This window comes from Candidatus Omnitrophota bacterium (assembly GCA_030688425.1).
Classification (GTDB): domain Bacteria; phylum Omnitrophota; class Gorgyraeia; order Zapsychrales; family JANLHA01; genus JAUYIB01.
The window spans coordinates 738,789-764,649 of sequence record JAUYIB010000012.1 but is presented as its reverse complement, the minus strand read 5'-3'; the positions used below and the strand labels follow the sequence as shown (position 1 = coordinate 764,649).

The following is a 25,861-nucleotide window of genomic DNA, read 5'->3' as shown; positions in this document are numbered from 1 at the left end:
CCCAAATTTCAGCCTCTCATGATACGCAAATTCGATTCCCATTTTTTTCTGCTGGCCCTGGCCGTTGTTGCCGCCAACCTGCTGTATCTGGATCCGCGGTTTATTCCCGTCCACGACACGATGTATCAGTTTTCTTTTTATCATTTTTTTTACAGCGAATGGTTCTTTCACGGGCACATCGCGCAATGGCTGCCGTTCAGCACCTACGGACTCCCGGCCCATTTTCACCAGATCCAGGTCTTGACCCCGGTCCATTACGTTGTCATGTTTTTCGGTTCGATTTTTCGCGCTGAGGACGCGATGCTGCTTTTCAAGATCGGTGTGGTGGGCGAGCAGATTTTTTTCCTCCTGGGGGTTTACCGTTTGTCCCGGCTCATTTATCAAAATCGGCTGGCGGTCCTGGCTGTTGGTGTTGCTGCCGCGGTGAGCACGGTTTGGTATTCCAATCTGCATGACAGTCTGCGGTTCGGTTATATGCTCCCATGGGTGGTCTATTATGTGGTCCTGTTTTCACGGACGTTACGTCCGATTTTTTTGTGGTGGGCCGGGATACTGGGCTTAATGTGGTGGGTTGTCGGCAGTACGGCTTACCACATCATCGCGGAATTCTGGGCTGTGGCCGTGTTCGCGGCCTTGCTGCTATGCCGGACAAAAGGCGTTTTCCGGGCCCTCGTATCGGCCACGAAGGAGAACATTCTGGGGTTCCTGGCCTTTCTGGGTCTGACGGTTTATTTCGGCGTTTATTACCGTCTGGCTCTGCAGGACCTGGTTTTTTCTTCTCCGGGCCGTGACCCCGGCACCGGGGCCAGCTCCATGGAGTCCTTTTTGACATATGGAGGGACAGCGGACCTGGGGATGCTGTTGCGCGCGTTTCTGTTCGCCGATCCGCCGTTTTTGCCGGTCAGTTCCGCGGTCGATATGACGGTTTATATCGGCTTTCTGCCGTTCTTATTTTTTCTCCTTGCGGTTGTCAAATGCCGGGACAGACTTTTTTTCTGCCTTTTTCTGACAACGGCCTTTGTCGCCTTGCTCTCGTTTGGAGGTGCTCTGGCGAAGCTGTGCTATCATTTGCCGGGGATGGCGTATTACCGCCACTTGGGTTCGCTGGCGGCGCTGGTGAAAGTTCTGGTGCTGCTTGGATCGGGGTACGGCGTGGATGAGTTTTTGAAATGGATGAGCAAAGACCCGGGGAAGCAACGCGTCCTCGCGGGATTGTTGCTTTTGGCGATATTCGGTGATTTGATGTTTTTTCAGGTACGCCTGCATGCCCAGGCCCCGCGCTTGCCGGATGAGCAGGTCCGGGCCATGGATAGCGTCAAGGTCCATCAAGCCGGTTATCAGCCTGTCCGCGTTCTCGATCCGCTGGATGACCGCCAGAGGCAGGCGTGGCAGTTGTTGACATTTTCCCCGATGACGGCGAAATACACGGGCAGTTTCAATTTTGTGCAGATGGATGTCTGCGACCCTGTTTACCGGATGGACCTTTTGTCCAGCCGGGTCAGGCGCCTGGTCCCGATTCCCGGCGTGCAGCGTTTTTTGGTCGGGTGTTATTATCCCAAGATGCATTTAACATCCCGCGCCGTTTTTGTCCCCACGGTTGAGGAGGCTGCGTTTCAAATTATGAAAATCCGTCACCCCTCGGATCCGGTTGTGCTGCGAGGGAAACCGCCGGCTTCTCCTCGGGAAGGAACAGAGAAGGGGCGCCAGGGGCTTCCGCAAGGGGGACATGTCGAGAAATTTACCGCCAATGAGCTGGTGGCGCGGATTTCGGTTCCCGGCGACGGAGGCTGGCTTGTTTACGCGGATGCGTTTCATCCGAATTGGCGGGCCACGGTCAACGGAAAGTCCGTCCCGGTACTGGAGGCCAACCTCGCGTTTAAAGCGGTCGCGCTGTCGGCCGGGGAAAATGTCGTCCGGTTTTTTTACAGCCCTGCCCAAACGGCCATGACCGTTGTCCTGGCCCTGTTGGGGCTGGGGTTTGGGCTGCTCTTTTGTGCCGATTTCTGCCGGGAGCTTTTTTGTGAAAAATAAACGCGGTCCCATCGGAATAAGTTTTAAGACGCGGGTGATTTTGCTGGCAATCCCTTTGGGGGCCGCCGTCATGATCCTGTGGCTCAAATCCGCGGCCGGACCTTACTGGCTTGGGCCCAATTTTGATCCGGCGTATATCCATCTCGTCAATTCGCTCTATCTCCTGGACGGGGTTGCCCCGATCTTTGTCGACCATCCGGGAATCACCCTGCAGATCCTCGGGGCCCTGGTCATCCGGCTGTTGACCTGGCCGATGCCGTCGGGGCAGATCGCCGGCCATGTTTTTGACGACCCGGAATATTACCTCGGCGCGATCCACGCGGTGATGCTTGTTCTGTATGTGGTGTCATTGTTTTGGCTGGGGCAATACACCTATCGGAAAACCAGAGACCTCCCTCAGGCCCTGTTGATCCAGCTGCCGGCGTTTCTGTTCCTGACGCTGAAATCCTACCGCAGTCACGAATATGTCCTGCCCATCGTTGCCAATGTCAACTCCGAGACCCTGATGATCACATTCCTCAATGTGTTCCTGGGGTACTCCGTGAAGCTGTTGACAGACGACAATGTTAGGGACCGCCGGATGATGGCGGTTGTTTTCGGCATTATTTGCGCGCTGGGGACAGCCACCAAGATCTCTTTCCTTCCCTTGATCCTCATTCCTCTTTTTTGTTTCCGGCGATGGGTATCGAAGGCCCTGTTGCTCGTGTCGTTCGCCGTGGCGTGGGTGGCCGTGACTTCGCCGATCCTGCCCCGCTACGGGAAAGTCTGGAGTTGGCTGACGACCATTCTGACGCACAAGGGATTTCACGGCTCGGGGGGCGTGGGGTTGCTGGATCTCCAGAATTTGGGGGGAGAGATCCGATGGCTGTTGAGCGAGCACAGTCTTCTTTTCATCCTTCTTGCCGGCGCGGGAGGATGGCTTTTGCATTGGAGGCTTGTTCAGAAACGCGAGACGATGGGACAGACGTTCATGGTCCTTGAAGTCGCGGCGCTGGCCTTGTTTTGCCAGATCCTGATGGTGCTCAAACAGCCGGCGCCGCATTATCTGGCCCCGGGTTACGGCCTCACGGGGATCCTGCTGGTTTTGCTGTACACAACGGCAGGACGGCGGGTCCGCAATGCTCAAAAATTCGCCGTGGCATTCATCGTGATTTTTGTGGCCGCGACGACGGCGTGGTCCTGCCACTACCGGCAGCAGCTTTGGGCGGCGAACCGGGATATTCTGGAATTTTCCCGCAAGGTTTATACCCAGCATCGCGGCTGCGCGATCTTCGGCTATTACCGTTCCTCCTCCCCGATGACCGCCCTGGATTTCGGGGACGATTGCTTCGGCTTTAAGCATTACGCCGGGCTCATGCAGGCCAAATTCCCAGACGCGCTGTTTTACAATCGCTGGACCCGCGATTTTCATGCGTTTGACCACAGCGTGTCCTTGCCGGGAACCCTGGATACTTATCCATGCACGCTTCTTTACGGGAGTCCGATGGATTTCCCCGGGTATATTAAAACCGAACTGGTGGAAACCGGGCCGGATGCGAACCTTTACCGGGTGACGGCCTACACGGGCCGGGAAGCGGCCATGTTTTACGTGGCGGCCAAAGTCGCTCAGGCGGACGGAGATTATCATCGCGCCATGGCCTTCGCGCTCAAAGCCAAGGAGTTGGGGTTCCGTCCGGAGGAGATCGATCCGGTGATTGAGGAGCTTGGACGATCGCTCTGGAGAACGCCTTAGGGCCTTGCGGCGGAAGGCGCGGGATGGCTGATTTTGCGGTTTAGGCGTGGACACGCGCCGGGCCGGTTGTTAGAATAAAAGGGCGATGTTTTCCCAATGGCTTCCAGGAGCCGGTGAGTGACGGACAAAAAACAATTCCTGAAGAGTTACGGGTTTTCTCTTCTTCTGCTGGTATCCATTTCTATCGGCGCGGTCCTGGGCTTTTGCCTCAAGGGCAGCGCCGTGGTCCTCAAACCGCTCGGCGACGTTTTTCTGAACTTGCTGTTCACCACCGTGGTTCCCCTGGTGTTTTTTTCAATTTCTTCCAGTGTGGCCTCGATGGGGGACAGGAAGCGGCTGGGGAGGATCATGGGATGGATGATGCTGATCTTCATCGGGACAGGGATCGTCTCGTCCGTTCTCATGGTGGCCGGGGTGATGTGTTATCCTCCGGCTTCGGGCGTCCGGCTGGACTTGCTGCCCCCGCCGCCGGCGGAGACGTTCAATGTCTCCGAGCAGATTGTCCGGGCGTTCACGGTCGCGGATTTCCGGGACCTGCTGTCCAAGAAAAACATGCTGGCCCTGATCGTCTTCGCGATCCTTGTCGGACTGGCGGCGTCCCTGAGCGGGGAGAAGGCCCGCCCCTTCACGCAGTTTCTGGCCGCCGGCAACGAGGTCATGGGACGGCTGATCCGGCTGATCATGCTGTACGCGCCGGTCGGCCTGGGGGCGTATTTCGCCTATCTTGTCGGGGTTTTCGGCCCGGAATTGATGGGTTCCTACCTGCGCGCCATGGCCCTGTATTATCCCCTGGCCATCGGGTATTTTGTTGCCGCGTTTTCGCTGTACGCCTTCCTGGCCGGCGGGGGGAGAGGCGTGAGGACATTCTGGACCAACATCATCCCGGCCGCGTTCACGGCCCTCGGGACCGGGAGCAGTGTCGCGACGATCCCGACAAACCTGGAGGCCGCCCGCAAGACCGGCGTGCCGGAGGACATCCGCGAGATCGTGATCCCCATTGGAGCGACGATTCACATGGACGGCTCCTGCCTGGCCGCCATTCTCAAGATCGCTTTCCTGTTCGGGATTTTTAACATGGATTTTTCCGGGCCCGGCACGATCGTCACCGCGATCGGCATCGCCCTGCTGAGCGGCACGGTCATGAGCGGGATTCCCGGCGGCGGCTTCATCGGCGAGATCCTGATCGTCACCCTGTACGGTTTTCCCCCGGAGGCCCTGCCGGTGATCTCCATGATCGGCACGCTCGTGGACCCGCCCGCCACCATGGTCAACGCCGCCGGAGACAACGTGGCGAGCATGCTGGTCGCCCGGGTGATGGAAGGCAGAAACTGGATGAAGAAAGATCTTGGCGGACAATAAGGAGGGGGGGGAGATGTTATGCCGCGTGTGATCGCCTTTGGCTTTTGCAGCATTTTCTTGATCGTCGGCCTTGCCGTCATGAACATGGGGTTCAAACAGATCCAGAAATCGAAATTGAGCATGACCTGGCCGACGGTGGAGGGCGTGGTCTCGTCTTCGGACATGGGACGCCATCGCGACAGTGATCGCGGGACGACATACAGCGCGGATGTCACCTATCGATATGTTCTGGAGGGGACGACGTACGTCAGCAGCAAAGTCCGTTACGGCAGTCTCAATACCTCCAACCCCGCGGACGCCCAGCGGGTCCTGAATCGTTATCCGGTCGGGACAAAGGTCTCGGTGCATTTCAATCCGGACGATCCGTACGAATCGGTGCTGGAGCCGGGCATGCACGGCGGGGTGTGGTTCTTCCCGGTTTTCGGGTCGGTCTTTGCCCTGGTGGGCGCCGGGATGATGTTCGCGGTCTCCCGCGCCGATTTTACAGGCTTGGCCGCCAGGGGAGGCGGGCGGGCCACATTTTTCAAAAAATAAGGGAAGTTCCCGCATAACGATGACCAACCGGTTTTCATGGATTTCCCCCCGGCTCCTTGTCATTTTCGCCCTGGCGTTCTCCGCATTTATTGTTTCCCGGGAGGGGTCCTGCGCCGGGGCTGTCAAAGAAATTGAAGGCCTTGTCCGCGTTCAGGATGTTGATCCCGACATCGCCGTCGAATTGCGTTACGCGACGGAAAATAATTTTACCGGCAAGAAAATTTATCCCGTGGCGGCTTGCGCGCTTCGTAAAGAGACCGCGCAAAAACTGGCCGCCGCCAACGTGCGTTTCCTCCGGGACGGGTACCGGATCAAGGTCTGGGACGGGTACCGCCCGCCGTACGTCCAAAAAATTTTCTGGGACATCCTGCCTGATGACCGTTATGTCGCCAATCCCAACGCCGGCGGTTCGAGGCATAACCGCGGAGGAGCGGTGGATGTCACGCTGATCGACGCTTCGGGGCGGGAACTGGAAATGCCGTCGGCCTATGATGATTTTTCCGAAAAAGCCCGCCGGGACAGTCCTTCGGCCTCACCGGAGGCCCGCCGGAACGCCGAATATCTCGCCCGTGTCATGGGGGAGAGCGGTTTCGCGTTTTACGAGCATGAATGGTGGCATTTTGACGATCCCGGTTATAAGGATTTCCCGCTGGTGGATGTCCAGCTGGAAAAGTTCCTGGACGAACCGCCGGCTACCCTGGCGGGCTTGGATCCGGACACAGCCCAGGCCGTTGTTGTCGAGCCGCTGTCGGAGTCGGGGGCGGACGCGTTGTTGACCGGCTGGCAGAAAAATGGAGAGGGAAGCTGGCAGCCCGTGATCGGCCCGGTGGCCGCTGTTTTGGGAAAAAACGGACTTGCCCTGGCCGGAGAGAAACGTGAAGGCGACGGCCGCACCCCTGCCGGGGTTTTCCGTCTGGGGACCGCGTTCGGCTACACGGCATCTGTCAAAACAGGATTATCTTACCGGCAAGCGACGGACAACGATTTCTGGGTTGACGATCCTGAATCCCCGGATTACAACCTCTGGGTCCAAGGTCCTGTGCAAGCCAAATCTTTCGAGAAGATGAAGAGAGAGGACGATCTGTACAAATACGGCGTTGTGATGGAATACAACACCGATCCTGTTGTCCCGGGTAACGGCAGCGCGATATTTCTCCATGTCTGGCGCGGTTTCGGCCGGCCGACCGCCGGCTGTGTGGCTGTTGCCGAGCCGGATCTCCTTCACCTGCTGGAGTGGCTGGATGCCCGGCAGTCGCCGGTCCTCATCACTCAGCCTCTGGGTTGCTGATCCCCGTTCATCCCGATTCGTTCGCGCTTCCTCAGGAACATCAGGCCGCAGACGCCCCTTTCAAAATCAAACCCTGCAGTAAAAAATGCTGGAAAATCTTCGGGTAAGTTGTTAGGATGGGGTGCGATTTGTGATTTGATGAACCGCAACCCTATGAAACCCCCATTCCTGTCTTTTTTGTCCCTATTCCTCTTCGTCCCGGCTGCGCTGGTTCTCAGCCAACCCAGGGATTTGGATCCCAACGCCCATCCTTTGGAAAAAGCGACCTTTGCCGGCGGATGCTTCTGGTGCATGGAGCCGCCGTTCGACAAGCTCAAAGGCGTTGTTTCCACGACCTCCGGCTACACCGGCGGCTCCCAAGCGGACCCGGATTATAAGGAAGTCTCCTCTGGCGAAACGGGCCACTGCGAGGCCGTTGAGGTCCTTTTTGATCCCTCCCAGGTTTCCTATTCCCAGCTTCTGGACGTCTTCTGGCGCAACATCGACCCTACCGCCGTGAACCGCCAGTTCAACGATGTCGGGACCCAGTACCGGACCGCGGTCTTTTATCACAGCGAGGAGCAGAAGCGGCTGGCTGAGGCCTCCAAGGCCGAGCTGGGAAAATCCGGCCGCTACAACGGCAAGCCGATCGAGACCGAGATCACCCCGGCCTCCGCGTTTTACAAGGCCGAGGAATATCACCAGGATTACTATAAAAAAAAGCCGTTGCCGTACAAGTACTACCGTTTCGCATCCGGCCGCGACCAATATCTTAAGAAAATCTGGAAGAACGATGATTCTAAAAAGCAGGATCAATAAGGAGGCGGTATGAGAAGTCGGTCTATTTTACGGTGTGTGTTTTCGGCGGCATGGATGTCCTGGGCCGGCGATGCCTTTGCCCAGGCCGCGGCAGAGGCCAAATCGGTCGAGGAAGTGGCCGCGGAGCAGATCGATACGGCCAAGAATCTGGTGGGTCTCATCATGGAATTCGTGGTCAAATACAGTTTCCAGGTGCTGGGCGGCTTGATCGTGCTGGTCGCCGGCTGGATGGTGTCCAGGTATATTGCCAATCTATTCGGGAAATTCCTGGAGAAGAAAAATATCGATATCACCATCGCCAAATTCCTGGTGAGCGGCGTCCAGTTTCTGATTTTGTCGTTCGCGGTGATCGTGGCCCTGGGAAATTTCGGGATTCAGATCGCGCCTTTGATCGCCGGCGTCAGCGTGGCGGGTTTCGGCTTGAGTTTCGCCATGCAGGGGCCGCTGTCCAACTACGCCGCCGGAGCCACGCTGATTTTTACCAAGCCCTTCAAGGTCGGGGAGATCATTGAGGTCGCCGGGGTCGTGGGCGAGGTCACGGACATCAAACTGCCGCGCACCGAGCTCAAGACCGTGGACGGGCAGATGATCGTGGTTCCCAACAAGCACATCATCGGCGAGGTCATCCACAATTATTCCACGGCCAAGCTTCTGGAGCTCAAGGTCGGGGTCAGTTACAAGGCCGATATCCAGAAGGCCATCGATCTGATCGGCGGGATCATCCGGGCCGACGCGCGGATCGTGAACAGCAGCAAGGCCAGGGCCGGCATCTCGGAGTTCGGGGATTCGAGCGTCAATCTGTCCGCCCGCGTGTGGTGCAAGCAGGACGATTACTGGGATGTCCTGTTCGACACCAACAAGGGGATCTTCGATGCCCTTCAGAAAAACGGCGTTGAAATTCCGTTCCCGCAGAGAGACGTGCACATTTATAAAGAAACATAATCTGGAGGGAGGGGCTGAGATGAAAAATCGCTGGTTGAAAATTTTTGCCGTTGTCCTGGCCGTTCTGTTGGGGCTGGCCGTGATCAAGGATTTCCTGATCAAGTCCGCCATCACCTCAATCGGTTCCTCCGTGGTCGGGGCGCCGCTCCGGGTGGGGCATTTTTCCTTGAATCTGTTGACCCAGAAGGTCCGGATCAAAAATATCCTGCTTTACAATCCCCCGGGGTTCCCGGATGAGCCGCTCATCGACATCCCGGAAATCGGCGTGGATTATGACCTCCCGGCCCTTCTCCGGAGAAAACTCCATACGCCGCTGATCATCGTGAACGTCAAAGAAATGACGGTGATCAAGAATAAGGACGGCAGTCTCAACGTGGATTCCCTGAAAGTGGCGCAGGTCCAGGCGAAAGATCAAAAGAAGGGAGAGTCGAAAGACAAGAAAAAGCCGGCCGGGGACATGGTCATGCAGATCGACGAGATGCGGCTCACTGTCGGCCGTGTGATCTTCAAGGATTACACCAAAGGGACTGAGCCCAAGATCGAGGTGTTTGACGTCGGCATGAAGGACAAAGTTTTTAAGAACATCACCAGCGCCGAGCAGATGGCGACGCTTATCATGGTCCAGGCGATGAGTCCGACCGCCATCCAGGGGGCGAAGATCTACGGCGCGGCCGCGATCCTCGGCGTGGGGTTCCTTCCCGCCGGTGTCGCCGGTATGCTGCTCGGCAACGATGACAGCACCGCCGACGTCAGCCAGGGGTTCGATAAGGCTTACGACACGGCCCTGGCCGTGGTCAAGGAAACAGGGGAGCTCAAGAGCGAGGACCGGGCCAAGGGAGTCATCAAAGTTAAGATAGACGGGGCCGACGTGGCCATCGCCGTCGAAAAGTCCGCCAAAGGCAGTACCATCAAAGTCTCGGCCCGAAAGTTCATGATCCCCAAACCGGAGGTCGCCGGCGGGGTGCTCTATCGCATTACGGAAAGATTGAAATGAAGCCATCCACCGCTCCCGCGGCGCGGGGTATCCGGGGAAGGCTTCATTCCTCCGTGGAGCATGGCTCGCACTGATCCCTCCAGAAGATGCGGTCATCCCGTTTTAAAGGGCGAGGGGGGGCAGGAGCCATAGACGTTTTATTTGCAGAAGATATAAAAAACCCGGCCTTGCGCCGGGTTTTTTATCCCGCCTCCCCAGAAGCACCCCGGGCTCAGCCCGGGGATGGGGAACCGGCGGGATTCCACCCCGCAGGGATGGGAAAGAATTGACCTGCGGAGTTTCACTGAAAACGTCTGGACAGCTGTTGGCGCTCTTGTTAGGATAATTTTGTGCATTCCTCCTCGCGTCAGTTGTGCTTCTTGCGGATCTGCGTTCGTCATGCCCCGCCCATTTTTTCCCCTGAGATTTTTGTCTTCTAACCGCACACAATGAAGGGTGGGTTTCTATGAATTTTTCTTCGTTCATCGATCTTCGGGTTGTTGCGCGCCGTGCCATGGCCGAGTACGGTTTCTGGTCAGAGTTCCCGGCGCCGGTGGCCCATGAGGTGGCCGATCTTAAAGAAAAGGATCCGGAGGCCGTTCCCAACGGAAAGGTGAGGGACTTGAGGGACCTTTTGTGGTCCTCCATCGACAATGTGGATTCCAAGGACCTGGACCAGCTGGAATTTTGCGAGCGCCGCCAAAACCGCGAGATCCGCGTGATGGTCGCCATCGCGGACGTGGACGGTTACGTGCCCAAGGGCTGCAAGACCGATGACCATGCCCGATACAACGGCACGTCGGTTTATACGGGGGTTGAGGTCTTCCCCATGCTGCCGGACCGGCTTTCGGCGGACCTGTCGTCCCTGGTCCCCGACGGCGAACGTTTCGCCGTCATCGTCGAATACTTTGTCCTCAAGGACGGCAGTGTCCGTTCCGGCGACGTGTTCCAGGCCCGCGTGAGCAATAAAGCCAAATTGGTTTATGAATCCGTCGGAGAATGGCTGGAGGGGGCCGGGCCGGTCCCGGAATTGGCGAAAAGCATCCCGGGGCTGGAGGAACAGCTCCTTTTGCAGGACGAGGCCTCGCAGCGCCTGCACGAATTCCGGATGGGAAACGGGGCCCTGGAATTGGAGACCATCGAGGTGACCCCGGTGATGAAAGGGGACGAGGTCGCGGACCTGGTACTGAAAAAGAAGAATCCCGCGCGGCTGATTGTCGAGAATTTTATGGTGGCGGCCAATAGCACGATGGTCCGTTTTCTGGAGAAACATGATTGTCCGTATATCCAGCGCATCGTGCGCACGCCCGAGCGATGGCCGAGGATCCGCCAGATCGCGCTGGAACTGGGGGAAGAGCTGCCGGCGGACCCCGATTCCAAGGCCCTTTCGGATTTCCTGGCCCGGCAGAGGCACGCGGATCTGAAGCATTTCCCTGACCTGTCGCTGACGATCGTCAAGCTCATCGGCGCGGGCGAATATGTGATGGCCGAACCCGGACGTCCCAAGGAAGGCCACTTCGGGCTCGCGGTCCATGACTACACCCATTCGACCGCGCCCAACCGCCGTTATGTGGATTTGATCGTCCAGCGGCTCATCAAGGCCGTGCTCTCCGGGGAGAACATGCCCTACACGAAGACGGAGCTCGCCGAGATCGCCGGCTGGTGCACGGACCGCGACAAGTCGTCCAAAAAAGTCGAGCGCTTCATGCGCAAGGTGGCCGGCGCCATGCTCCTGCGCGGCAAGATCGGCCAGGAGTTCGACGCGCTCGTGACCGGCGCGTCCGACAAAGGCACATACGTGCGCCTGCTGTCCCCGCCGGTGGAAGGCCGGGTCATGCGCAACGAGAAAGGCATGGAGATCGGCCAGAGCGTCCGGGTGAAGCTGATCGCCATGGAGCCGGAGAAGGGCTACATCGATTTTGAAGGCGTGACGGTTTGATTTTAAGGCTTAAATTTCGCTGCGGGCTCAGGAAATACCGGGGATGAAATTATCGCCCAGATCGAACTGCAGGGGATTGGGGAAGAGAAACTCTTCGCCCATTTGGGCGCTGTGCGCGGTGCGGGTGCAGAGCTCGTAAAGGTCTTGCGGCGTGTGGATGATGTAGTCGGGGTTATGGTCGCGCAGGGTTCTCATGGAATTGTAGCCCCAAGTCACGGCTGCGACATGGATCCCCAAGGCCTGGGCCGCCACGATGTCCCGGGTCTCATCCCCGATGTAGAGAAGCTGCTCTATCGTGAAGCCGCGGCGCGCGATGAGTTTCTTGAACGACGTGTTCTTGGACCAGACCTTGGATGTCGTGTCGATGAACTCAAACGAGTCGGTCAGGGCATGGTTGGACAGGAATTTTTTGACGTTCTCCGCGGCGTTCGATGACAGGATGCCCATCCGTACCCCTTCCCGTTTCAGCCGGTGAATGGTTTCCTTGAGCCCCTGGATCGGTTTCAGGGTCCCGATTCCCGCGTAAAATTCTTTTTTGGCTCTGGCGAGGATCGCCGGGATCTTCAGGACAGGCACGTTGAGGTGGCGGATGACTTCCTGGGACGTCTTGTCCTTGAGGAGTTCCACCTCGTGCGGCAGGATAGGCTTATATTTGAATTCCGCGGCGAGCCGGTTGCTGATCTGAACGATATAGTGGTGCGTGTCAGCGATCGTGCCGTCGAAGTCGAAGATGAATACGGGTTGTCTGTTCATAAGGCCAGTCGGAACCTCCCCCAATCTCTCTATTAATTTATCACAATCCCGTCGTCTTGGAAAGGTAAACGTGGTAAAATTGCCGCTACCGGGGGAGAGGTTTATCCCGGTCCTGATTTGGCATTTTTGTCAAAAGGAAGCCTGGGGGCTCTTGATGCGTCCCGATTTGCGCTGCTGGGTCGCAGCCGAATTGGGATCAATGGTTTGACCCATCTGGCCAAACCACCCTGAGCGAAGTGAACGGGTTCGCGCAGGTTGATTTGACGTCGTCCTGCTTCTTGCCCCGCCAAGGCGCAAGGGGCAGCAGGACTCCGTAACTCAATCGCTCATTGAGGAGGACGAGATGATGAAAAATTTTATTTTTTGCCTCATTTTTGTCTTGGCCTCGGCCGGCTGTGAAAGTCTGAACAACAATACGGCCAAAGGGGCCGGGATCGGGGCCGCGGGAGGTGCGGTTCTCGGCGGCATCGTGGGCCATCAGGACGGCCATGATGTGGAGGGGGCCCTGATCGGGGCGGCCGCCGGAGGGGTTGTCGGCGGCGTTATCGGCCACCAGATGGACAAGGAACCCAGGGCCTCGACCGACAATCCTCGCCACCTGACGGTCGTGCAGATCGCGGAAATGGCCAAAACCGGGGTCCCGGACAGCGAGATCATCAGCGAGATCGACCGGACCAACTCCCGGTATGAAATGACGTCGGATTTGATCGCGTATTTGAAAGACAACAAGGTCAGCGAGCGGGTCATTGACCACATGCTGAAACGGCGGCCATGAAGATCACCGTCGAGCATGGGGGGCACCGGGCGGTCATGGAACAGGAGGACGCCAATGACATCTGCGACGCCATGGACCTTATGGAAAAAGTTTTGGTCAAGATCGGCTATTCCCCTGACCGCGTGAAGGGCGCGTTCCTTTTCAAGGCCCGGGAGATCGAGAAAGAGGAGTCGTCCCCTTGATGGCGCCCCGTTTGACCCGAGGGCACGGCGGAAAGAAGAGACCGTGATCCTTCCGTCCGTTCGAGTCCAGCCCGAGAACGCCGCCGCAGCCGTCCCGGCGGTGATCCACCTGATCACCGATCTGGAAGATCAGCGCTGGCTTCGCTACATCCTTGAAGAGTTCAACCGCATCCAGGGGCTGGAGGCGGAGTGGCGGATTTCCGACATCCATGAGAAAGACAGGGGCAGGCAGCAGCCCGTGATCTATTACACCAAGTATTATCAGGGCGGGGACCTGGCGTTGATCAACCGCTCGCATATCCTTCCGAAAAACCGCATCGAATCTATCCATGGAGAGAAAATTTACGCCGTCGACAACACCACGACTACGGACGAAAAATTCACCCTGCCTTACGATCTGTTCTGGAACGCCTTTGTTTTTCTCTCCAGGCTGGAAGAGGCCCTGCTCCTCCGTCGGAGGAAGAGCGCGCTCAGCCATGGCGTCCTGCATCCGCGCGAAGACAAGGCGTCCCTGGCCGTGCCGATCGTCAATTTTCTTTTCAATGAGCTGGAGGCCGCCCTGCGGAAGCATTTCCCGGCTTTGCGTTTCAAACCGGTCCCCAAACCGAGGATCGAGCTTTCGCACGATGTGGATTATCTTGCCAAGGATTTCACGCTCATGGTGAAGCAGACGGCCTTGAATGCTTATGACTTTTTTCGTTTTTTGAGAAAAGGGAGGGGTGCCGTCCGGGCCGCAGGCCATGCCGCGCGGTTTTTGTTTCAGCGGCCGTCCTACTGGTGCTTTGAACATTGGGAGGAGGTCGAGAAAAAATTCGATTACCGGTCGGTTTTTTACATCCACGCCAGGGTCCTCCCCAAAACGCCGCTGACGTGGGTCACCGACCCGACGTATGACCTGGCCCGGAACCTTCCGCTCCAGCAGAAGCTCCGCCAATTGGTCAGGGACGGGTTTGAGGTGGGGATCCAGGGGAGTTTTTTATCCGCGGTCGATGGCGATCTATTCCGCCGGGAAAAGGAGTTGCTGGAGAACGTCCTTGGAAGCCCGGTCACCAAGGGGCGGCAACGCTGGCTGCGCTACGACGAGAACAAAACCCCGCCCATTCATAACCGCTATCTCAAATTTGATTCGACTCTGGGGTGGAACGTCCGGGTGGGGTTCCGCAGCGGCTGCGCCAGTCTTTACCGTCCTTACGACCATCAGAACCAGCGGCCGTTCGATTTTTGGGAGATCCCCCAGGTCATCATGGATTTCAACATCTATCAGCCGCCAGGCGCTGAGAACGTGCCATTTGAGGACCGGGCCCTGCGCCTCATCGATCAACTGGAGGAATGCCGGTCCGCGCACGTGGCCGTGTCCTGGCACCAGCAGGCGTGCAATGCCGACTATCCTTGGGGAAAGACCTACGATATGATCCTGGAACGGATCGCCGGCCACCGCGATCTGCATGAGGGGACCATCCACCGGCCATGAATTTTCCCGACAGCCCATCACCGAAACCAGGCTCCCAGACATGTCTCTGGGTGGATGTTTATTGCCTGGCCATAACAGTCCTTTATATCCTATGGCGGACCATCGTGTTCATCAACAGAACGCCCTGACGTTCTGGCATCTTCCGACGTTTTTTCTGGTCATCGGCTATCCCGCCTATTGGCTGGAATTGTTCTGGCTGGGGTCGCGCCGCGGGATCACATCGCCCCTGGGGTGGATTGTGTTTGCCGTGGTTCTTCTGATTGTCCTGAAAGGCGCGTGGCCGGGGTTGAAAGATGTTGTCCTCGAAAGCCGTGCTGAAATTCTGCGGATGCCGCTGCCGCGCAGGACGCTGGTTCTCACCGCCGGAATGATCCTCTTTGTCCTTTTGGCCTGCGCGTTTTATGCCTCGCTCCTGCCTCCGCATCTTCCCCAGGAAGGTGATGCCCTCAATTATCACATCACCGTTCCGCGGCAACATTTGATTTACGGATCTTTTGAGTTCCTCCCCTGGTCGGTCACAGACCTGTTCCTCCTGCCGCTGGATTTCGCCCTGGCGCCATTCTGGCTGAGCACGCCCACTCCCAACAAAATTCCTCAATTCTGGTTTTTGATCGGCATGATAGCGGTCATGGCCCGGCTATCGGGGCGTTTCACCAGAGGGAGGTTATCTCCTGCGTTCTGGATCGCCTGTGCCGTGGCCGGAAGCCACAACGTCGGCATCCAGGCCGGCACCGCCATGCTGGATCTCGTCATTGTGTATCTTTTTTTTGCCGCGTGGGACAGTTTTTTGCACGGCCGGAAATGGCTTTGTGCCCTGGAGTTGACATTTTTTATATGGTCCAAGCCTTTTATCCCGGCCTTTTTGGTGATCAGCGCGGTCCTGATGATCGCGTTTGCGGCGGTGATGTCCCTGGGAGGGAAGCGCCCTCTCAAGTTCGCGTGGTTGTCGGTGCCGCCAGAAGGGGAAGGGCCAGGGGAACGCTGGCCGGACGCAAAGCGGGTGGCGCTGATGTCGGTGTTGCTGAGCATTTTTATCGCCGGGCCGTTCCTGGCGAAATCGCTGTATTATTCCGGGACGCCGGTTTATCCCCTTGCGGCGGGCCGATGGATCGTCAATAAAAACATCGATCAAAATTCTTTGGGTTGGACGTCCATCACGGGGAAGGCCGGCCCGCTGATGGCTGTCAGGGACATGTATGGTTCCGGCCGCTCTCCAAAGGAATTCCTGCGCCATCTCTGGCTGGTGGCGGTCCCGGAAAACGGCGTGAACAACCGCTACGATTATCCCCTCGGACTTGTATATCTGCTCTGTTTGCTGCCCTTCTTTTACGTCCTCGCCGATGCGTGGAGGAGGAAGGAATTCTTGATATTGCCGCTTTTAGCGGTCGCTTACTGGGCGACGTGGTGGCTCGGGTCTCATCAGAGCAGGTTCCTTTATATCCCTGTCCTGCTGATGATCCTGACTGTTTTGTCGCGCGGGGAGATGCTCACGCGGCTGATGCGGTCGGGGCTTGTTCTTGCCCTCGCGCTCACATGCCTTTCGGTCCTGCGTTGCACCGCGCCGGACTTCGGGAAACGGCCCTGGGACACCCTGCGCGCCAAGGACCGGAAGCTCCTGGAGATGTCGGCGACGGTGGACCGCACCGCACCGACCTTGCTGGGCTTTCACGACGCCGCTTTTGCCGATTTTCCCGTGGCGGTGGTGGCGCCGGAACGACTTTTCGTTCTGGAGTACATGGAGGGAGTCGAACCGCCGCCGTTCAAATTTTGAATTTCAATTCCCATGACAGACCTCACCGCTTGGAACTTGCTTTTTCGATTTCTGCTGATCAACGTCGTCCCGTTTGCGATGGTGTTCCCCCTTGTCCATCGGCGGCACAGGCAGATGAAGGGAGCGCCTTTCAGCGACCTCCCGCTGATCGCCGATGAGGTCCGGGCCGTTGGACTGTTGGGATATTATGTCATCCTTTCGATCTATTTCTTTTCGATCCCTGTCCTGCAGTATATGAAGGCCCGGAGGGGGTATGATATCCTGTTGGTCCAGCCCGATGGTTACACGGTTTTTCTCATCGCGTTCATTTCCTTCGCGCTTGTCGTGAGCGGGGTCTATCTCAACGCCGGGCGCGTCTGGGCTTACCACCTGGCCCACGCCGTCCTGACCGCGCTTTTGGCGTCGTCATTCTTCTCCGTGCTGGACCTGGGAGCTGTCGCCCTGGTCCCGGTCGCGGTCTTCTCCTATCTGTTGTACAAATTGCGCAGACCTGTGGTCCTGCGCGAATTATCCATGAAAAATTGAGTGTGGCCGTAGGGGCTGCCGGGTCAGGCCTGGGGGAATTCTTTTAGGCGGCGGCCGGCTGAAGGGCTTCAGGGAAGAGGGCGGGGTGAAAGACCGAGAAAGCCAGGAGCTGTTTGCGGAAATCTTCGAGTTCGCACAGGCATTTGTCGCGGAATTCCGAGGTTTCCTCGAGCATCTTCGGGAAAAGAGTCTTGTAATATTCGATGCCTTCCAGAAGATTCTTCCGGAACGTGTTCCAGTATTGGATCTGTTGTCCCGTGGGATCGCCGAGGACTTTTTGGGTTTCCTTGCCGAAATAATCCATGTACATCTTTATCTCTTTGATGAACATGTTGGGACGTTCGGCGGTATTCAGGAGGTTGGTCCGGCCGTAGATGTGGTCCACCATGTCCTGCAGGGTGCAGATCTTTGAGAAATACGCGATGTTCGGCCCTGGGCAGACCGCGGTGTGACGCTGGAGGGCGGGGTTCTTGCCGAGCGCGTATTTGATCATCGCGCCTTCGGACAGATCGTTGCAGATGCAGGATTTTTGGACGATTTTCCGGAACTGTTCCTGGTACTCCAGGGAGCTCAAATTTTGGCGATTGAGTTCGTCGATCTTCAACTTTTGATACTGCCGTGAGGCGGTACAGATCGGCTGGGGCGTGAATTCGGTGTTGGACACGAGATATCCCTTGGGACAGGCGCTGCCCGGACGGCTTTGGAGGACGCGGATGTCTCGCGCCAGGTCGCTGCTGGAACTCCGGAGATTGTTGAACGGCACGCCCAGAGGGGAAACGCCGCTTAAATACAGATCGTCTTCGGTGGCCCCGGCCAGTTTATTCAGGGTGTCTTCATCCACGTTGGTGACCTCGGGGACCAGCAAAAACGGCGACGCCCAGCCGGTGGCGTCCAGATTGTAGTAATCCTGCAGAAATTTGTCCTCTTTGACGGTCCCGATCCCGCCCTGGGCCGTGATCTTCATCTGGGGCGCTTTTTCCAGGAGAATCTTGTTTTTGGACTTGAGCGCGTCGTTGCACATCGTGTGCAGGGTGTCGATCAGCTCCTGCTTTTTGGCGCGGAATTCCTCGAGGATAGGGCCCATCAGATATCCGTCCGTGGCAAAGGCGTGCCCGCCGCAGTTGAGGCCGGACTCGACACGGAACTCCGAGATCCAGATACCCTTTTTGGCGAAAAATTTTCCCTGGATGATGGACGAGCGGAAATCGCTGACTTTCAGGATGACCCTTTTTTTGATGAAGCCGGAGGCGTCGGCGTAAAAATCCTTGAACTCCTCGACATAGCTGTAGAGCTGGCGGTTGATGCCAGCGGAAAAAACAATGGCCGAGTTGAGCGTGCTCATGGCGAACCCTCGCAGGGCCGCCAGGGCGTCGGAAAATTCGCGGGGGAGTTCTTTCCCGTCTTTGTCGTAATTGAGGCGGTCGAGCTTGGTCATGATGTTGACGTTGATCGCGCCCGGCTCAATGGATTCGCGCAGGGTCTTTTGCAGGTATTCTTTTTCTGCGGGGTCGGCGGTGTGGAGCATCCGCCGGTAGAGCTCTTTAAGCGGGGAGGTCTCTGGCAAGAGTTGAAAATATTTTGTGATCTCGCTGCCGATCTCGAACGCGGACTGTTTCAGCTCTTCAAACTGCTTTTTGACGATCCGGTCCATCAGGTTCAGGTAGGCGGTGATGCGCCTCGCGCGGTAATCTGGCTCGTCTTTGGTGATGGGGACATACTCCTCCCCGGTCAGCTTGCTGTAATACTTCCGCATGTCCTCGATCAGGATGTCGTCAACCAGGGAAACAACAGAGGAGATGCCGTATTTGGCAACCTTCAGGGGGGTATCGATAGAAAATCCGGTCCCCATGACCGGAATGTGAAAGGTATGCAGTTTTTTCATAATGCGCCGGCTGAACCAGCCTCATAATAATAATCTATATTCCCCTCCGGGTCAAGAAATACTTCGGGAACTCTATTTGGGTTAAAAGCAAGAAAAAGAGACATAAAATAAATAATTCTGATATTATACGAATCGTTACTGCCATAATCGTAAAAAATATGAATTCAGGGGGGGACGTCATTTTGGCGCAACCAAAAATAGCGCAAATAGCAGGGAGTCCTGGGCTTCCGCCCCTGTTTATGGAGCGGCTCCCGACGATTATTCCGGGCGGTTTGCTGGAAGGCGTGCTGGCAAGCTTCAGCCGTGAAAAGCCGGTTTGCGTGCGGATCAACACGATCAAAACAGACCGCGACACCGTTTGCGCGCGGCTTGAGCAGGATGGCGTCCGTTTTGAGGACATCCCGGGAGTCCCCGGGGCTTTGGTTTTGCGCGGGACCACAGCCCGGGACCTGAGCCAGAGCGGGCTTGTGAAGGATGGGCTGATTTACATCCAGGGCCTTTCCAGCATGCTGCCGGTGCTGGCCCTGGACCCTCAGCCCGGGGACAGGGTCCTGGACATGTGCGCCGCGCCGGGCAGCAAGACCACCCAGATGGCGGCTTTGATGAAGAACGAGGGGACCATCACGGCCCTGGAGGCGGTCCGGCCGCGGTTTTATAAACTGAAAGCCGTGTCCGCGCTGCTGGGCGCGGGCAACATCGAGTTCCGCGTGATGGACGCAAGGCGGTTCCGGGATTCGCAGGGATTTGACAAAATCCTCGTGGACGCACCCTGCAGCAGCGAAGGCCGGTTTTGCGCCGGAGATCCGGACAGTTTCGGATACTGGAGCGCGCGCAAGATCAAAGAAATGGTCCGCAAACAGCGGGGGATCGTTTTGAGCGCGTCCCGGCTGCTCAAGCCCGGCGGGGTCATGGTCTATTCGACCTGCACCTTCGCGCCGGAAGAGAACGAGGGCGTGGTGGACTGGCTTTTGCGCAAGACCGAAGGCCGGCTCGCGTTGCTCGACATCGACTTTGAGGGAACCCTGACTTATCCGGCGCTGACGCAATGGGAGACCAGGGACTTCGACCCGCGCGTGTCCCGGTGTCGCCGTGTTTTGCCGTCGGAAAACAGGGACGGGTTTTTCATCGCGAAATTTCAAAGTTTGTGATTTGATCCTCCTCGGAAAGCTTGAAGAAAGGGGCGGCGATGTCCAATGGCGTGATTGCGGCGGTGCTGGCGGTTTTGCTGTATTGCGACGTGTCCCTGCTGTGGAAGCAGTCTCCGGAAATCCTTCGGAGGTTCTGCGCCCTGCCGATGCGGTACGGGGCCGCGTATGTCTTTTTCCTTGTTGTCCTGACCCTGGTGACCGGAATGGCCCAAAACGCCCTGGGGATTTTTCTGTTTTTCATTTTTATTCCGTATCTGATCTACCGCGTGATGTTCAAGCTGGCGCTGAGACGCGCGCCGGGGCTGCTCGCGTCCATGCCCCTGGATCTGCGGATGGCGTCGGACGGCTTCACCGTTCTGTATTTGTGGATGTCGGGGATGGTGGCCCTCGTCATGCTTCTTCAGGCGGCGAAAGCGGTTCTGCCTGGCCCGCCGTCGGAACTGGCCGAGATGGTGGTCACGGCCGTCCTGTCGTTCGCGGGGATCATCGGGCTGATCGCCCTGCGCGCGCGCCGCTATCCCGGCGTGTCGTTCACCCAGATCACCGCGCTGCGCAAGGGGGACGCGTCCTGGAAAAAGATCCTCGTTCTTCCGGCGCTGGCCGGCACCGGGTTCGCGGTCCTGACGTCGGTCTGGATCCTGGCCCGCGACATGCAGCCGCAGACGCCCCTGAACAAGGCCATCGAGGCCGCCCCGTCCGCCGGGATTTTCTACCTGTTCCTGGTGATGGCGGTCTTCATCGCGCCGTTCGCCGAGGAAGTGATCTTCCGCGGGTACTTTTTTTACGTGATCCGGCAGTACCGGGGAACGGCCCTGGCCGTGGGGATCGTTTCGGCGGTCTTTGCCCTTTTGCACGTCGAGCAATACTGGGGCGACTGGTTCGCCATCTTCATGGTCGGGGTGCTGGGGGTGATCCTGGCGCTGTTGAGGGTCTGGGCCGGGACAACGCTCGCGAGCACGGTCGCGCACTATTTTTATAACGGCATGATGACGCTGATCCCCGTCCTGACACTGATCGTTTCCAACCCGACGTATTATCAATACCAGACCCGCTTTCCGCAGCTCACCTCCGCCGAGAAGGAGGGCCTGCTGACTGAGAGCCTCCGCAGGCAACCCGGCCACGCCGATTCTTGCAATGATCTCGCCTGGCTGTACGCGGAAGAGGGGCGGAATCTTGACGAGGCCCTGCGGTTGATCGACCTGGCCCTGGCCGGTTCTCCCCGCAAGTACGCCTACCGGGACACCAAGGCGGAAGTGCTTTACAAAATGGGAAGGACCGAAGAGGCGGTGATGCTCGGCGAGGAGCTGGCCGCGGATTATCCCGACGACGAATACGCCCGAAAACAGCTTGAAAAGTTCCGGGCCGCGCGGCAGCCGGTTGAGCCGGGGGGTTGAAGAGACGGATGAGATATGTTATAATTCAAATGTTGTCGGCTACCCCAGCCATTTGTCGTTTCCCCTGTTTTTCTTCTGCCGGGATCAGTTTACTGATTCCGGCTTTTTTAATGAGCCCCAAACTTACGGAGTCCCGTAGGGACGACGTAAGTTTGCTGGGCGCCTGCCTGCCGGCAGGAATTAATCCCGGCTGTCTTGCCCCGCGTCAGCGCATGGGGCAGCCGGGATCAGATCTGCGTCAGCAAATCATGCAGGGCGAAGAGGGACGGAACTTTCCGTATCGTTTTTCCAAAAACTGGTATAATAAAATTCGATGAAGAATTCCCGGCGTTTTCAGCATCGCATTTCCCCTATCGTCGCAGGGGGATCATTTGTGCTGTGCCTGGTGATCGCGCCCGGCCTCAGCGCCGAGGAGCCGAGGGACGCCATCATTGACCGCGCCCTGGACGCCATGGACCGCGCCGCCCGCGCCGTCGAAGACGCGGCCCCGGCCGCAATCCCCGAAACCCCGCCCCCGGGCGCCCTGTCCGTTAAAACATTTTATCTGAAATACGTCACCTACGAAGCCATCCGGGAAAAAATCCAGCCCCTGCTGACCCCCGGCACCGGCAGTCTCCAGTTCGAGGAGCTGATCGAGAAGCTGGCCGTCATGGACACGCCCGAAAAGATCGAGGCGATCACGGAGATCATCGAAAATTTGGACAGAAAAGTGGACGTGCCCCTCGACGGACGCTGTCTGCAGATCCAGCTCAAGGACGACCACCAGGCCGGCATCGACTGGCCCGCGATCTTGTCTCAATTGAAGCAATGGCCCATCCCCGATCCCCGCGACCCGTCGGGCCGGCCGCTGGGCGAGCTCAACATGGGGATCGTGTCCGGCGAGGACATGCAGATCCTGCTGGAGGCCCTGGACACCATCGGGACGAAAAACGACACCGACGATATTTCCGTCCAGGCCATTGCCAACCGCGAGATCCGTATCCCCTGGGTCCTCCAACAGCCGCTCGAGATGCGGGAGACGTCCGGCGGCCGGACCGGCGACGGCATGAATTACGATTTTTCCCTGTTTGCCCTGCCCCAGAAGACCGGCGACGCGCTGACCATGAAGATCCGTCCCGTCGTCGAATGGATCGCCGACACCCCCGCCGGCCCGCGGCCCTGGCCGGAGTCCTCGTCCCTGGTGGACGTCCCCGTGCGTCCCGGCGAGACCATCGTGATCAGCGGATTTTACCGTTATACCCCGGAAACCGTTGTGCAGAAGACCCCGGTCCTGGGCGACCTGCCGTTTGTCAGTGCGGTGTTCCGCAGAAACGCGCAGGTCCTTCAGCGCACCGAATGGGTCGTGTTCCTGACCCCCCGGCCCGACAGCCGGAAGAACTAAAGACGGCCGCCCCGGCCGTGTTATCAATTCCCCTGGATTGAGGGATCCCCTTTTCTCCGAATGCCCCCGGCACGTCCCCTGCCCCAAGAAGCACCATTTGAAATTGTATGAGACAAATCAGATGCCACGGGCTCTGCCCGTGGCTTGGTGCAGTACTTGGCCGTGGTCATGCCACGGCCAAGTGGCGACCCGAAGGGTCGTCCCTTGACGAGTCACGATCATGGCCATGCGAAACGAATGCCTGGTTTTGAAAAACCTAAACGTGCCGCCGGAGACGACCGCCCTGTTGCCTCCGAAGTTTGCCGTTTTTTATCAGGTGGTTCCCCTGGAGGAAACGGACGGTGTCCTCAAGGTGGCCGCCGCAGCTCCGGAAGATATCTCCATGCTTGATGCCGTGGCCTTGGCCACCGGAAAAAGGGTTAAGGCTGTTTTAGCGGAAGGGAAGGATGTCCGGGAGGCGATCCGCAAATATTACGGGATCGGCGCGGAAACCATCGAATCCATGCGCGATGCGGGCTTCGGCACATGGGAGCGAGATATTCAGCCCGTCGATGACGGCCCGGTCGATCCCGAGGCATCCATCGCCAAATGGGTTCACCAGATATTCGCGGAAGCCCACGCGGCCCGTGCCACCGACGTCCACATTGAGCCGTATGAAAACGCGTTGAAGATCCGTTACCGCATCGACGGGATGCTGTATGACATCAAGCTCCCGGATCACGTGCGGCATTTTAAGGATGCCGTGAATTCCCGGATTAAAATTATGGCGGGGCTGAACATCGCGGAGAAACGGCTTCCGCAGGACGGGAGATTAAAGATCAATGCCGGGGGCGCGGAATTGGATTTGAGAGTTTCTTTTTTGCCGGCGCAGTTCGGGGAAAGTGTCGTGATCCGCATTTTAAATTCGAGGCAGCTTTATGACCTCTCGCGGCTTGGATTGGACAGCGGAGATCTGGACCGGCTGGACGTTCTTCTGAAGAACCCGCACGGGATCATTTTTTTGACCGGGCCGACGGGCAGCGGTAAGACGACCACGCTGTATTCCTGCCTTTCGGCCGTGAATTCGCGCGACAAGAAAATCATCACCATTGAGGACCCGGTCGAATACCGGCTGAACGGCGTTACCCAGGTCCAGGTCAACCCGGGGATCGGTCTGACGTTCGCGGCCGGGCTGCGTTCCATGCTGCGCCATGACCCGGACATCATGATGGTCGGCGAGGTCCGGGACCTGGAGACCGCGCGGATCGCCGTCCAGGTGGCCCTGACCGGGCACCTGGTGTTCTCGACATTGCATACCAATGACGCGGCCGGCGGCATCGCGCGGCTGACGGACATGGGCATTGAGCCTTACCTGGTGGCCAGCGCGGTCCGGTGCTTTGTCGCCCAGCGGCTGGTGCGTGTGCTTTGCCCGTTGTGCAAAAAGCCTGCGGAGTTGGATAAGGAAGCCGTCCGGGCCTTCGGCGCGTGTCCGGTCCCGTCAGGAAACTTGAGGATTTATGAAGCGCGGGGGTGTGAATCGTGCGGCATGACAGGGTATCACGGACGGGAAGGGGTCTATGAATTCTTGACGGTTGATGACCCGGTCCGGCAGATGATCATGTCGTCGGCGCCGGCCACACAGATCAAAGAAAAGGCCGTTGCCCGGGGGACGAGGACGCTGCTTCAACACGGATGGAAAAAGATATTGGAAGGCCGCACCACGCCGGCCGAGGTCTTGCGCGTGACAGCGGAGGGTTGACAGGAGATTCATGATGGCGACATTTTTCTATACGGCGAAAGACGGGCCGCAGCGGACCGTGGATGGCACAGTCGCCGCGGACACGCCGGCGGGCGCTGTCCGGGCGGTCTTGAAAAAGGGGCTGACGCCTCTGGATGTCCGGGAAAAGAGGGACGCGGAATTCTCCGGACTCGTTCTTCATCGTCTGTCCGGGAAAAAAGTCCCGGACCGGGACATCACGTTTGCGATCCGGATGCTGGCGGATCTACTGGGCGCCGGCGTGCCGCTTTTGGAATCGCTGGAGACGGCCCTCCGCCAGGTCCGGCACCCCCTTCTCCGGGATCTTTTGGGTGACATCGCTTCGAATGTTAGGGACGGCTTGATGCTTTCCGAAGCCATGGCCCGGCATCCGGCTTGTTTTCCGCTGCTCAATGTCAACATGATCCGTTGCGGGGAGATCTCGGGGGATCTTGTCTCGGCCGCGGATGAGCTGGCGGTCTGGCGCGAAAAAGACCAGGAAGCGGTTTCGCAAATGGTGACAAGCCTGATGTATCCGGGGCTGATCGTTGCCACGGCCGGGATCAGTTTCATCGTTCTTTTCGGTTTTGTCGTTCCGGAGCTCTCAGTCGTCTTTGAAGATTGGGGAACCGAGCTCCCTCTGGTCACGCGTTTTGTGACAGGCGCGGCCCGCACGGTTTCCCGCTTTTGGTGGATCGGCGCGTCCCTGGTTGTGTCAGCCGTTACCGCGTTGCCGTGGTTGTCCAGGGATCCGGCGGGTCAATTGCGAATGGATCGGGCCGCCTTGCGGGTCCCGTTTTTGGGGGAGTTTATCAGGACCGCTGAAACCGGACGGCTGGCCCGCGGGCTGGCCGCGCTGATTCACGGCGGCGTGGAAATTGTGGCCGCTTTGCAGGCGGTGGAAGGCGTTGTTCGCAATATCGCGATCAGAGACGGAATCCGGGAGGTCCGGCGGGATGTTTCCGACGGGGCCGGGTTGGCGCAGGCCCTTCGTAAGACCGGGTTGCTGGATCCGGTCGCGGCCGGCATGATCATGGTCGGCGAACAGTCCGGCCGTCCCGGGCGGGGGCTGGTCAAGCTGGCGGAATACAGTGAATTGCGGACGCAACGGACGGTCAAACGGCTTCTTTCGCTGATCGAGCCGGGCATGGTCCTGATCCTGGGCGCGGTCATCGGTTTTGTTTTTGTTGCCATGCTCCTGCCGATCATGACGATGGATGTGCAGGGGATGTAGAAACACCGAAAGTG

The 25,861-nt window shown here is 58.2% G+C and carries 21 protein-coding genes; 19 read left to right on the top strand and 2 right to left on the bottom strand.

The genetic code is table 11. The features are described 5' to 3' along the window. Nucleotides 1–18: 18 nt before the first annotated feature. From Q8Q08_04690 to Q8Q08_04650, 9 genes are all read left to right on the top strand, one after another. On the top strand, nt 19–2,031 hold the full coding sequence (locus tag Q8Q08_04690; protein ID MDP2653310.1) for a YfhO family protein: 2,013 nt from the start codon (nt 19–21) through the stop codon (nt 2,029–2,031). Next, nucleotides 2,021–3,763, top strand: a complete 1,743-nt coding sequence (locus Q8Q08_04685; protein ID MDP2653309.1) for a hypothetical protein — start codon at nt 2,021–2,023, stop codon at nt 3,761–3,763. Before Q8Q08_04690 ends, Q8Q08_04685 begins: the two co-directional genes overlap by 11 nt. A 117-nt stretch (nt 3,764–3,880) precedes the next feature. Further along, nucleotides 3,881–5,122: a dicarboxylate/amino acid:cation symporter gene (locus tag Q8Q08_04680; GenBank protein ID MDP2653308.1), complete on the top strand. Its 1,242-nt coding sequence runs from the start codon at nt 3,881–3,883 to the stop codon at nt 5,120–5,122. Nucleotides 5,123–5,140: 18 nt separating this feature from the next. After that, nucleotides 5,141–5,656, top strand: coding sequence for a DUF3592 domain-containing protein (locus tag Q8Q08_04675; protein MDP2653307.1), 516 nt, complete (start codon nt 5,141–5,143; stop codon nt 5,654–5,656). Between the two features lie 19 nt (nt 5,657–5,675). Then, nucleotides 5,676–6,944: a M15 family metallopeptidase gene (locus Q8Q08_04670; protein MDP2653306.1), complete on the top strand. Its 1,269-nt coding sequence runs from the start codon at nt 5,676–5,678 to the stop codon at nt 6,942–6,944. A gap of 153 nt (nt 6,945–7,097) precedes the next feature. Then, nucleotides 7,098–7,742 (top strand): peptide-methionine (S)-S-oxide reductase MsrA, encoded by a 645-nt coding sequence (gene msrA, locus Q8Q08_04665; GenBank protein ID MDP2653305.1) that lies wholly within the window; start codon nt 7,098–7,100, stop codon nt 7,740–7,742. A gap of 9 nt (nt 7,743–7,751) precedes the next feature. Next, a complete protein-coding gene (locus tag Q8Q08_04660) occupies nt 7,752–8,684 on the top strand; it encodes a mechanosensitive ion channel (GenBank protein ID MDP2653304.1) in 933 nt (310 codons plus the stop codon). Nucleotides 8,685–8,703: 19 nt separating this feature from the next. Next, on the top strand, nt 8,704–9,678 hold the full coding sequence (locus tag Q8Q08_04655) for a hypothetical protein (protein MDP2653303.1): 975 nt from the start codon (nt 8,704–8,706) through the stop codon (nt 9,676–9,678). A gap of 445 nt (nt 9,679–10,123) precedes the next feature. Further along, nucleotides 10,124–11,596, top strand: a complete 1,473-nt coding sequence (locus Q8Q08_04650; GenBank protein MDP2653302.1) for an RNB domain-containing ribonuclease — start codon at nt 10,124–10,126, stop codon at nt 11,594–11,596. Nucleotides 11,597–11,623: 27 nt separating this feature from the next. Here the strand turns inward: Q8Q08_04650 and Q8Q08_04645 are convergent, their stop codons facing one another. After that, nucleotides 11,624–12,349, bottom strand: a complete 726-nt coding sequence (locus Q8Q08_04645) for an HAD-IA family hydrolase (GenBank protein MDP2653301.1) — start codon at nt 12,347–12,349, stop codon at nt 11,624–11,626. Nucleotides 12,350–12,692: 343 nt separating this feature from the next. Between Q8Q08_04645 and Q8Q08_04640 the strand changes: the two genes are divergently transcribed. The 5 genes from Q8Q08_04640 (at nt 12,693) to Q8Q08_04620 (ending at nt 17,073) form a co-directional block, all read left to right on the top strand. Further along, nucleotides 12,693–13,124: a glycine zipper domain-containing protein gene (locus Q8Q08_04640; protein ID MDP2653300.1), complete on the top strand. Its 432-nt coding sequence runs from the start codon at nt 12,693–12,695 to the stop codon at nt 13,122–13,124. Next, a complete protein-coding gene (locus Q8Q08_04635) occupies nt 13,121–13,306 on the top strand; it encodes a hypothetical protein (GenBank protein MDP2653299.1) in 186 nt (61 codons plus the stop codon). Before Q8Q08_04640 ends, Q8Q08_04635 begins: the two co-directional genes overlap by 4 nt. Nucleotides 13,307–13,349: 43 nt before the next feature. Then, a complete protein-coding gene (locus Q8Q08_04630) occupies nt 13,350–14,777 on the top strand; it encodes a hypothetical protein (protein MDP2653298.1) in 1,428 nt (475 codons plus the stop codon). 91 nt (nt 14,778–14,868) lie between these two features. Further along, on the top strand, nt 14,869–16,548 hold the full coding sequence (locus Q8Q08_04625) for a hypothetical protein (protein ID MDP2653297.1): 1,680 nt from the start codon (nt 14,869–14,871) through the stop codon (nt 16,546–16,548). 12 nt (nt 16,549–16,560) lie between these two features. Then, the gene (locus Q8Q08_04620) at nt 16,561–17,073 is read left to right on the top strand and encodes a hypothetical protein (GenBank protein ID MDP2653296.1); all 513 of its coding nucleotides are present in this window, start codon (nt 16,561–16,563) and stop codon (nt 17,071–17,073) included. Between the two features lie 43 nt (nt 17,074–17,116). Here Q8Q08_04620 and Q8Q08_04615 read toward each other — a convergent pair whose 3' ends face one another. Then, the gene (locus Q8Q08_04615; GenBank protein ID MDP2653295.1) at nt 17,117–18,955 is read right to left on the bottom strand and encodes a hypothetical protein; all 1,839 of its coding nucleotides are present in this window, start codon (nt 18,953–18,955) and stop codon (nt 17,117–17,119) included. Nucleotides 18,956–19,113: 158 nt separating this feature from the next. Between Q8Q08_04615 and Q8Q08_04610 the strand changes: the two genes are divergently transcribed. The 5 genes from Q8Q08_04610 (at nt 19,114) to Q8Q08_04590 (ending at nt 25,847) form a co-directional block, all read left to right on the top strand. After that, on the top strand, nt 19,114–20,103 hold the full coding sequence (locus Q8Q08_04610) for an RsmB/NOP family class I SAM-dependent RNA methyltransferase (protein ID MDP2653294.1): 990 nt from the start codon (nt 19,114–19,116) through the stop codon (nt 20,101–20,103). A gap of 38 nt (nt 20,104–20,141) precedes the next feature. Continuing rightward, entirely contained in the window at nt 20,142–21,497 is a 1,356-nt protein-coding gene (locus tag Q8Q08_04605; protein MDP2653293.1) for a CPBP family glutamic-type intramembrane protease, read from the top strand. 313 nt (nt 21,498–21,810) lie between these two features. Next, nucleotides 21,811–22,878 carry a hypothetical protein gene (locus Q8Q08_04600; GenBank protein ID MDP2653292.1) on the top strand — a complete coding sequence of 356 codons (1,068 nt, stop codon included), beginning with the start codon at nt 21,811–21,813 and terminating at the stop codon, nt 22,876–22,878. Between the two features lie 220 nt (nt 22,879–23,098). Beyond that, the gene (locus Q8Q08_04595; GenBank protein MDP2653291.1) at nt 23,099–24,616 is read left to right on the top strand and encodes an ATPase, T2SS/T4P/T4SS family; all 1,518 of its coding nucleotides are present in this window, start codon (nt 23,099–23,101) and stop codon (nt 24,614–24,616) included. Nucleotides 24,617–24,626: 10 nt separating this feature from the next. Next, complete coding sequence (locus Q8Q08_04590; GenBank protein ID MDP2653290.1) at nt 24,627–25,847, top strand: type II secretion system F family protein; 1,221 nt, start codon at nt 24,627–24,629, stop codon at nt 25,845–25,847. Nucleotides 25,848–25,861 lie beyond the last annotated feature (14 nt).